The sequence below is a fragment of the Nocardioides sp. SRI_004 genome (assembly GCF_057586415.1).
Genome location: NZ_JBYCZV010000049.1, coordinates 1 through 212 on the forward strand (window position 1 = coordinate 1; position 212 = coordinate 212).

Here is a 212-nt window from a genome sequence, read left to right on the forward strand (position 1 = left end):
ACGACGGCGGACTCGGCGACCTTGGGGTGCGAGACGAGCGCGGACTCGATCTCGGTGGTGGACAGGCGGTGGCCGGAGACGTTCATGACGTCGTCGACGCGACCGAGGACCCAGATGTCGCCGTCCTCGTCCTTCTTCGCACCGTCGCCGGCGAAGTAGTAGCCCTGCGCCTTGAAGCGCGACCAGTAGGTGTCGGCGTACCGGTCGTCGTC

Annotated in this window: 1 pseudogene; it reads right to left on the minus strand. The window is 67.5% G+C overall.

The annotated features are described in order from the left end of the window. Positions 1-212, minus strand: a pseudogene (locus tag AC2YHB_RS25660) (acetyl-coenzyme A synthetase); the annotation flags it as partial.